This is a genomic window from Nonomuraea sp. NPDC048901, from assembly GCF_040649695.1.
Lineage (GTDB): Bacteria > Actinomycetota > Actinomycetes > Streptosporangiales > Streptosporangiaceae > Nonomuraea.
In genome coordinates, this window is sequence record NZ_JBEZFW010000001.1 from 1,028,570 (window position 1) to 1,037,399 (window position 8,830).

The 8,830-nt window shown below is 68.7% G+C and carries 5 protein-coding genes; 2 read left to right on the forward strand and 3 right to left on the reverse strand.

Annotated features, from left to right (window positions below; translation table 11 throughout):
* The first annotated feature begins 16 nt into the window (after positions 1-16).
* Positions 17-757, forward strand: coding sequence for a hypothetical protein (locus AB0C30_RS05030; protein WP_357939703.1), 741 nt, complete (start codon positions 17-19; stop codon positions 755-757).
* Here AB0C30_RS05030 and AB0C30_RS05035 read toward each other — a convergent pair.
* Positions 735-2,750: a molybdopterin oxidoreductase family protein gene (locus tag AB0C30_RS05035; RefSeq protein WP_357939705.1), complete on the reverse strand. Its 2,016-nt coding sequence runs from the start codon at positions 2,748-2,750 to the stop codon at positions 735-737. The genes AB0C30_RS05030 and AB0C30_RS05035 overlap by 23 nt on opposite strands.
* A gap of 194 nt (positions 2,751-2,944) precedes the next feature.
* Here AB0C30_RS05035 and AB0C30_RS05040 point away from each other — a divergent pair, with 194 nt between their 5' ends.
* On the forward strand, positions 2,945-5,323 hold the full coding sequence (locus AB0C30_RS05040; protein WP_357939707.1) for a lysylphosphatidylglycerol synthase transmembrane domain-containing protein: 2,379 nt from the start codon (positions 2,945-2,947) through the stop codon (positions 5,321-5,323).
* Here the strand turns inward: AB0C30_RS05040 and mgrA are convergent.
* On the reverse strand, positions 5,292-6,290 hold the full coding sequence (gene mgrA / locus AB0C30_RS05045) for an L-glyceraldehyde 3-phosphate reductase (RefSeq protein ID WP_357939709.1): 999 nt from the start codon (positions 6,288-6,290) through the stop codon (positions 5,292-5,294). The two genes, AB0C30_RS05040 and mgrA, sit on opposite strands and share 32 nt — an antisense overlap.
* The gene (locus tag AB0C30_RS05050; RefSeq protein ID WP_357939711.1) at positions 6,287-8,335 is read right to left on the reverse strand and encodes a S9 family peptidase; all 2,049 of its coding nucleotides are present in this window, start codon (positions 8,333-8,335) and stop codon (positions 6,287-6,289) included. Before AB0C30_RS05050 ends, mgrA begins: the two co-directional genes overlap by 4 nt.
* Positions 8,336-8,830 lie beyond the last annotated feature (495 nt).

Genomic DNA, 8,830 nt, shown 5'->3' on the forward strand with positions numbered 1-8,830 from the left:
TGGTGAAGGGGCGGCGATGCGCGCGATCATCGGCTCGATCGGGCTTGTTCTGGTACTTACCGCCTGCGGAGGCGCGGTCAGCACCACGACCACGACCGCCACCCCGCCTACACCGGTGGCGAAGGTCACCACTCCTGACGTCTCCGGCCCCAACGTCTCCGGCTGCTTCACCAGCGCGGACGGCAAGATCTTCACCTACGGTGACGACCTGCCCGGTGTCATCACCGGCAAGGGCGCGGTCGGCGTGGTGATCACGTACGAGCGCAACGGCAACGTCTGCACCTGGCGCCCGCTCTCCGACCGCCTGGTCGCGGCCGGCTACCGCGTCCTGCTGTACGCCAGGAAGAGCGCCGAATACCCCGACGAGGTGACGGTCGCCATGGCCAAGCGCCTGTCCAAGGAGAAGGGCGTGCGGCGCCTGTTCCTGGTCGGCGGCTCCATCGGCGCGACCGCCTCCGTCCCGGCGGCCGAGCGGCTCGGCTCCCGGGTGGCCGGGGTGGTCGCCCTGTCCGGCGCGGTCGCCGAGGGCGAGGCGGCCAAGCTGACGGTCCCGCTGCTCCAGATCGGCAGCGAGAACGACGCGTACGGCGGCGCCAAGGACCTCCAGCGCACCCACGACGCCGCCACCAAGGCCCCCGACAACGAGCTCCACGTCGTCAAGGGCGAGAGCCTGCACGCCTCAGCGCTGTTCGGCAGCCCTCACGGCCCTGAGGTGCTCGACCGGATCATCGCCTTCATGGACCGGCACAAGGGCTGACCTCGACCAGGTTGTCATGGTAGGCCGGACCCCTGCCCATGTCGGCGTCGCGTTCGGCCACGACCGCGTTGGCGTTCGCGCCGCCCGGGCTGTGCTTGGGCCAGCGCCCCTTGGGCGAGGCCACCACACCGCGCGCCACGCGGTCGCTCACCTCGACGTCGGCCAGGAACTCGCCACTCGCGTTGTGCACCCGCACCCGCTGCCCGCTCACCAGCCCGCGCGCCTCGGCGTCGGCCGGATTGACCAGCACCACGGGCTCCTTGGCCCGGCGTCTGAGCTCCGGGTTGTTGCCGAAGATCGTGTTGAGGAAGGTGTGCGCCGCCGGTGTCACCAGGGTCAGCGGGTACGGCGAGCCGTCGGCCGTACGCACGGAATGAGGTTGGACGTACGCCTTGCCGCGCGGCGGGAAGCGGAGCCGGCCCGAGGCGGTGGGGAAGCCGTCGGCGAAGGGGGTGAACGGCTGGGGATAGTTCATCCGCACCCATCCCTCCTTGCGCAGCCGGTCCAGCGTGACGCCCTCCAGCGACGGGTGGCCGCTGCTCAGCAGCTGCTCGGCCAGCTCCAGATCGGAGTGGTACAGCGACGGCTCCGTCATCCCCATGTGGGCGGCCAAGCGGCGGAACGTCTCGGTGGTGGACAGGCACTCGCCCGGCGCCGCCACGGCGGGCTCGTTCCAGAGCAGGTAGAGGTGGCCGTACCCGGCGTGCAGATCCATGTGCTCGGTCTGCATGGTCGCGGGGAGCACGATGTCGGCGTAGTCGACCGTGTCGGTGGGAAACTGCTCCATGACCACCGTGAACAGGTCCTCGCGGGCCAGCTGCCGCCGGATCCGGTTGGCGTCGGGGGTCGAGCCGACCGGGTTGGCGGCGTACACCCAGAGGCACTTCACCGAGTCCAGCTCGGAGGCCAGCCGGGTCATGGTCAGCGTACGGACCGGCTTGGCCAGCAGGTCGTCACGCTTGTCGATGTTGAGGTGCATGTGGCCGCTGGTGGAGTAGGCCACGCCGCCGCCCGGGTGGCGCCAGTCGCCGGTCACGCCGGGGATCGCGGCGATCGTCCGCAGCGCGGTGCCGCCGCCGGCGTGCCGCTGGATGCCCATCGTGGTCCGGATCGCGGTCGGCCGGGTGTGCGCGACCCGCGTACCCAGCTCGCGGATGTCGGCGGCCGGGATGCCGGTGATCTCGGCGGCCCACTCGACGGGGTAGGCCAGGATCTCCTCGCGGAAGGACTCCCAGCCCTGGGTGTGCTCGGCGAGGAACTCCTCGTCCTGGGCGCCCTCGGCGAGCACCACGTTCAGCAGGGCCAGCGCGAGCACGGCGTCGGTGCCCGGCCGGATCGCCAGGTGCCGGTCCGCCTGGTCGGCGGTCCTGGTGCGGATCGGGTCGATGGCCACCACGTACGCGCCGGCCGCGCGGGCGTCCTGGACGAACTTCCACAGGTGGTGCCCGCTGGTCAGCGTGTTGGTGCCCCACAGCAGGATCAGCCTGGACAGCGCGAGGTCCTCGGGGTCCATGCCGGCGGGCGTGCCGTTGGTCAGGCTCAGCCCGGCGCCGCCGGCCGTGGCGCAGATGTTCAGCCAGTGCTTGGAGGCGCCCAGCATGTTCCAGAACCGGCGCCCGGCCACGCCCTCGCAACCCTGGATGTAGCCAAGCGAGCCCGTCCCCACGTACGGCCAGATGGCCTCGCCACCGTGCTCGTCGATGATGTTCCGCAGTCTGAAGGCGATCTCGTCGAACGCCTCCTCCCAGGAGATGCGCTCGAACTCGCCCGACCCCTTGGGCCCGGTACGGCGCAGCGGGTAAAGGATGCGGTCGTCGGCCTGGGTATGCTCCAGATATCGGTTGACCTTCACGCAGAGCGCGCCCCGGGTGTAAGGCTGCTCCGGGTTGCCGCGCATCTTCACGGCCTTGCCGTCTTCGACCGTGACGATCCAAGAGCAGGTATCAGGGCAGTCCAGTGGACATGCCCCCAAAACTCGCAACTCACCCGACATGCGACACAGCTTACGTGTCGCCCGCCAGGCATTAGGGGAGCCACGACATGCCCCGACGCGCGGTAGAAATCAAGGGTGAAGGATTGAAGGGGCCCAAAGATCGTACGGTCGGTCGGGAAGGTGCAGAATCTCTGTCGGTGGCCGAAATCAGGGAACGTGATGACGCGGAGGACCTCGCGGAGGGGGATCCAGCCGTGGCTGAAGCGCGCGCTGAAACGGACGTCTATGTAGTCGAGCCGCTGCTGCCCCAGCGCCTGCGGCGGCCCTCCGACCTGCTGCGCTTCCTCACCACGCTGCTCGTGCTCGCCGCGGTCGTCCTCATCGCCCTGGTCGCCAAGCAGACGCTCAACGGCCTCGAAGCGGACGTCAAAGAAGGCACCACCCTCGTCCCCGATCTGCTCAGCCGCGTGGCGTCGTTCCTGGGCGGCGCGGCCGTGCTCATCGTGCCGGTGGCCTTCGCCGTCGAGCGCGTCTTCCACCGCGACGGCCTGCGGGTGGCCGAGGGCCTGATCGCCGCGATCATCGGCATGGTCGGCTCCTTCCTGCTCGGCCAGTGGCTGATCGGCGGCAGCGTCGAGGACCTGCGCATGCTGCTGACCGGCGGGCGTTCCATCGAGCCGCTCAACACGCTGCTCACCTCGGTGGTCGCCTACGCCACCGCCGTACGCATCTCGCGCCGCCCCACCTGGCGCATGCTCATGTGGACGGTGATCGCGCTCGACATCTTCGCGCTCTTCTCCGCCAGGCAGATCACGCTGCCGGGCGCGATCGTGCCCGTCCTGGTCGGCATGGCCGTGGGCTACGGCACCCTGTACGGCGTGGGCAGCCCCAACACCCGGCCGCCCGGCAACGCGGTCATCGCCGCGCTCCGCAAGCTCTCCTTCTCCCCGCAGACGGCCCGCCGCATCGAGGACGACCACCAGGGCAGCCGCCGCTACGCCGTCGGGCTCAAGGACGGCAGCAGCCTCGACGTCACCGTGCTCGACCGCGACCGGCAGGTCGCCGGCCTGCCGTACCGGCTCTGGCGGCGGATCCGGCTCAACTCGGAGACCAGGCGCCGGGCGATCAGGTCGCTCCGCGCCGAGCTGGAGCGCGAGGCGCTCATGGCCTACGCCGCGCAGGCGGCGGGCGCGAGCACGCCACGTCTGCTCGGCACCAGCGAGATCGGCACCGAGGCCGCGCTGCTCGCCTACGAGCACCTCGAAACCCGCCCGCTCGACGACGTGCCCGACGCCGACATCGACGACGCCCTGCTCGCCCAGATCTGGGAGCAGGTCGCGCTGCTGCAGATCCAGCGGCTCGCCCACCGGCGGCTGACCGGCGACAGCATCCACCTCGACGGGGCCGGCCGGGTCGTGCTCACCGACGCCCGCAGCGGCGAGATCGCGGCCGGCGACCTGCTGCTCCGGCTCGACGTCGCGCAGCTGCTCACCTATCTGGCGCTGCGCGTCGGCGCCGAGCGTTCCGTGCGGGCCGCCGCCGCGGTCATGGGGTCCGACGCGCTGGCCGCCGCGATGCCGCTGCTCCAGCGCATCGCCCTCACCCGTGAGACCCGCGCGGCGCTGTCGAAGGACAAGGGCGTGCTCGGCGAGCTGCGCGAGCACATCGTGGCGCTCAAACCGCAGGGCAAGGTCGAGGAGATCCGGCTGGAGCGGTTCCGGCCGCGCACTCTGGTCACGATGATCGCCAGCACGCTGGCCGCGTACTTCCTGCTGTCGCAGCTCAGCCAGGTCAACGTCGTGCACGTGGTGACCACCGCCAACTGGGCCTGGTCGGTGCTGGCGCTGGCCGCCTCGTTCGTCAGTTTCGTGGCCGCCGCGCTGATGCTCAGGGGCTTCGTACCCGAGCATCTACCGCTCTGGCGCACGGTCCTCGTCCAGTTCGCGGCCTCGTTCGTCAAGCTCGTCACGCCCGCCGCCGTCGGCGGCGTCGCGATCAACACGCGTTACCTGCAGAAGCGCGGCATCTCGCCCGCGCTCGCGGTGGCCAGCGTGGGCGCCTCGCAGCTCAGCATGATGGTCTTCCACATCGCGCTGCTGCTGCTGTTCGCCTACATCACCGGGTCCAACACCGCCACCGCGTTCAGCCCGTCCCGTGGGCTGGTCGTGGTGATGCTGTCGGTCGCGGTGCTGGTCGTGGTGCTGTTCGGGGTGCCGCCGCTGCGCCGGTTCATCACCGGGCGGATGCACAAGCTGTTCGCCAACGTGCTGCCCAGGCTGCTCGACGTGCTGCAGTCGCCGCGCAAGATGATCGAGGCCTGCGTCGGCACCCTGATGATCACGATCGCGTTCGTCGTCTGCCTCGACGCCTGCGTCGAGGCCTTCGGCGGCGACATCAGCTTCACCGCCGTCGCCGTCGTCTACCTCACGGCCAACGCGATCGGCTCGGCCGCGCCCACACCTGGTGGCCTGGGCGCGGTCGAGGCGTCGCTCACCGTCGGCCTGACCGTGGCCGGGCTGCCCGCCGAGCTGGCCACGTCGGCCGTCCTGCTGCACCGGCTGCTCACGTTCTGGCTGCCGGTGCTGCCCGGCTGGGCGTCCTTCACCTACCTCCAGCGGCACGAAGCTCTATGACCTTGTCGATGGCGTCGAGCTCGTCCTGAGTGAACGCCGGCCCGTCGACGCAGGCCACGTTGTCCTCCAGCTGCTTCACACTGCTAGCGCCGATCAGCACGCTGGTCACCCGCGAATCCCTGATCGCCCACGACAGCGCCATCTGCGCCAGCGACTGGCCGCGCGTCTTGGCGATCTCGTTGAGGTCGCGCGCCAGGTCGCGGTCGATCCGGTCGGCGCTCAGGAACCGGCTGGTCGCCGCCCGCGAGTCGTCGGGGACGCCGTCGAGGTAGCGGTCGGTCAGCAGCCCCTGGGCGAGCGGTGAGTAGACGATGCACCCCATGCCCGCCTCCTCCAGCACGTCGAGCAGCCCGTCCTCGATCCAGCGGTTGATCATCGAGTAGGACGGCTGGTGGATGAGCAGCGGCGTGCCCAGCCCCCGCATGATCCGCGCGGCCTGCGCCGTCTGCTCGGCGGAGTAGTTGGAGATCCCCGCGTACAGCGCCTTGCCCGAGCGCACCGCCCGGTCCAGCGCGCCCATCGTCTCCTCCAGCGGCGTCTCGGGATCGGGCCGGTGGCTGTAGAAGATGTCGACGTAGTCGAGCCCCATCCGCTCCAGGGACTGGTCGAGGCTGGCGAGCACGTATTTGCGCGAACCCCACTCGCCGTACGGCCCCGGCCACATGTCGTAGCCGGCCTTGGTTGAGATGACCAGCTCGTCCCGATAGCGGGTGAAGTCCTCGCGGAAGATCCCGCCGAAGTTGCGCTCCGCCGAGCCGTACGGCACGCCGTAGTTGTTGGCCAGGTCGAAGTGCGTGACGCCCAGGTCGAACGCCCGCCGCAGGATCGCCCGCGAGTTGTCGATCGGCCGGTTGTCGCCGAAGTTGTGCCAGAGGCCGAGCGAGACGGCAGGCAGCTTGAGGCCGCTGCGCCCGCTGCGGTTGTACGGCTGGCGTTCGTAGCGGTCGTCGTCCGGCTGGTAGGTCATGAGGTGCCTCTCTCGATGATCCAGGAGAGCGCGAAGGCCTCTTCGCGCCAAACGTCATAGCGCCCGCTCCGGCCGCCGTGACCCGCGCCCATCTCCGTCTTGAGCAGGAACGGACCGCCACCGGCCGTGGCTCGCAGCCTGGCGATCCACTTCGCGGGCTCGTGGTAGAGCACCCGGGTGTCGTTCAGGCTGGTGATCGCGAGAATCGGCGGGTACGGGCGATCGTCCACGTTCTCGTACGGTGTGTAGCTCTTCATGTAGGCGTAGACGTCGGCGTTGTGCAGGGGGTCGCCCCACTCGTCCCATTCGATCACTGTGAGCGGCAGCGACGGGTCGAGGATCGTGTTGAGCGCGTCGACGAACGGCACCTCGGCCACCACGCCCGCGAACTCCTCCGGCGCCAGGTTCGCCACCGCGCCCATCAGCAGGCCGCCGGCCGAGCCACCCCTGGCGATGATCCGCTCGCTCCAGCCCGACGCCTTCAGGTGCCTGGCCGCCGCGACGAAGTCGGTGAAGGTGTTCTTCTTCTTGGTGAGCTTGCCCTCCTCGTACCAGCGACGGCCCATTTCGCCGCCGCCCCTGATGTGCGCCACGGCGAAGACGAAGCCGCGGTCGAGCAGGGACAGCCTGGGGACCGAGAAACCGGGGTCGATGGAGGTCTCGTAGCTGCCGTAGCCGTACAGGACGGTGGGGGCGGGCTTGGCGGTGTCCTTGCGCTTGACGAGGGAGATCGGCACCCTCGTGCCGTCCTCGGCGGTGGCCCACTCGCGGAACTGCTCGTAGTCGGCCGGGTCGTAACCACCCAGGACGGGACGCTGCTTGAGCAGGATCAGCTCGTGGGTGGCCAGGTCATAGTCGTAGACGCTGGCCGGGGTGATCATGCTGGTGTAGGCGAGCCGGAGCCGGCCAGTGCTGAACTCCGGATTGCCCGCCGGCCCGACGTCGTAGAGCGGCTCGGGGAACTCGATCTCGTACTCGTCGCCTCCGTACGGGAGGACGCGGATGCCGGTCAGCCCGTCGCGGCGGAAGTGGACGACGGCGTGGCCGTCGAACGCGTCGATCTCCAGGAGCCTGGTGTCCGTGCTGTGGGCGATCACCGGTGTCCAGGTGCCGGGAGCGTCGAGCGGGGCGGTGGCCAGCTCGAAGTTCTCGGCGTTCTCGTTGTGGAGCACGTAGAAGAAGTCGCCGGCGTGCTCGATGCCGTACTCGACACCGGCCTTCCTGGGCCGGACGACCTGGAACTCGCCCGTCGGGTCGGCGGCGTCGAGGATGCGCACCTCGCTGGTGATCTTGCTCCCGGCGCCGAGCACGAGGTACTTCTCGCTGCGGGTGAGCCCGATCCCGACCCAGTAGCGCTCGTCGGTCTCCTCGTAGACCAGCACGTCGTCCGGCGAGCCGAGCGTGTGCCGGTAGACCTGGAAGGGACGCCAGGCGTCGTCGACGCGCGTGTAGAAGAACGCCGACCCGTCGGCCGACCAGGCGCCACCGTAGAAGACGTTCTCGATCTCGTCGTCGAGCGGCTCGCCGGTCTCCAGGTTCTTGAACCTCAAGGTGAAGCGCTCGTCACCCTTGTAGTCGGTGGAGTAAGCCAGCATCTTCCCGTCGGGCGTGATGGCGCTGGTGCCGACGGAGAAGAACGCGCTCTCGCCCGCCAGCTCGTTGCCGTCGAGGATGACCTGCTCCCGGTCGAGGCGCTCGCCAGGGGTGACCGCGGGCGGGGTCTCGCCGTCGGCGGGCACGCGGCAGGAGACGGCGTACTGCTTGCCCTCCTCTGTCCGGCTGAAGTACCACCACTCGCCCTTGCGGCTCGGCACCGACAGGTCGGTCTCCTGGGTGCGGCCCTTGATCTCCTGGAAGACCTGCTCCTGGAGATCGCCGAGGTGAGCGGTCTGCTCCTGGAGGAACGCGTTCTCCGCCTCCAGGTAGGCGATCGTGTCGGGATCGTCCTTATTGGTGAGCCAGGCGTACTCGTCGATCACGGTGTCGCCGTGATGGGTGCGCTCAGTCGGTGACTTCTTCGCCAGCGGCGGTGTTTTGCTACTCACGTGGGGAGTCTATGTTCCGGGCCGTGATCGTTCTGTGGCCTCCGATCGGTGTGAAGGCGTCTCGAGTGGTCGGGGGCGCTGCTAATCTTTAGAAGTCGCCAGGTGCGGCGCAACCAACCTCCTCCACTCCGGTGGCTTTGACGTGGGTTGTGTTGTGCTTGGAGACAGTCGCTTCGATTCGCTACCCGGTCTACGGGATGGTAAATTGAAGAGGCAGTCGAAATTCCAAGCAAGTCCGGTCAATTTGACACAAAAACGGACTGGTGAAAGAATAGAGACACAACGGAAAACGAAATGTACGCCTCTCGCAGGTTGGGGAGTACGCGTCCGTTTCTTGAGAACTCAACAGTGTGTTAAAAGCCAGTGCATGATGCACAACCCCGTCATGTCTGCGCCTCTGGGTGTGGATGTGGTGGATTCCTTTTATATGGTTGGGATTTCTTTCCCTTCAGACATTGTTTGGAGAGTTTGATCCTGGCTCAGGACGAACGCTGG

Coding starts and splice junctions, on each gene's coding strand:
- AB0C30_RS05030 (WP_357939703.1), top strand. CDS start 17: ATGCGCGCGATCATCGGCTCGATCGGGCTTGTTCTGGTACTTACCGCC.
- AB0C30_RS05035 (WP_357939705.1), bottom strand. CDS start 2,750: ATGTCGGGTGAGTTGCGAGTTTTGGGGGCATGTCCACTGGACTGCCCT.
- mgrA (WP_357939709.1), bottom strand. CDS start 6,290: ATGACCTACCAGCCGGACGACGACCGCTACGAACGCCAGCCGTACAAC.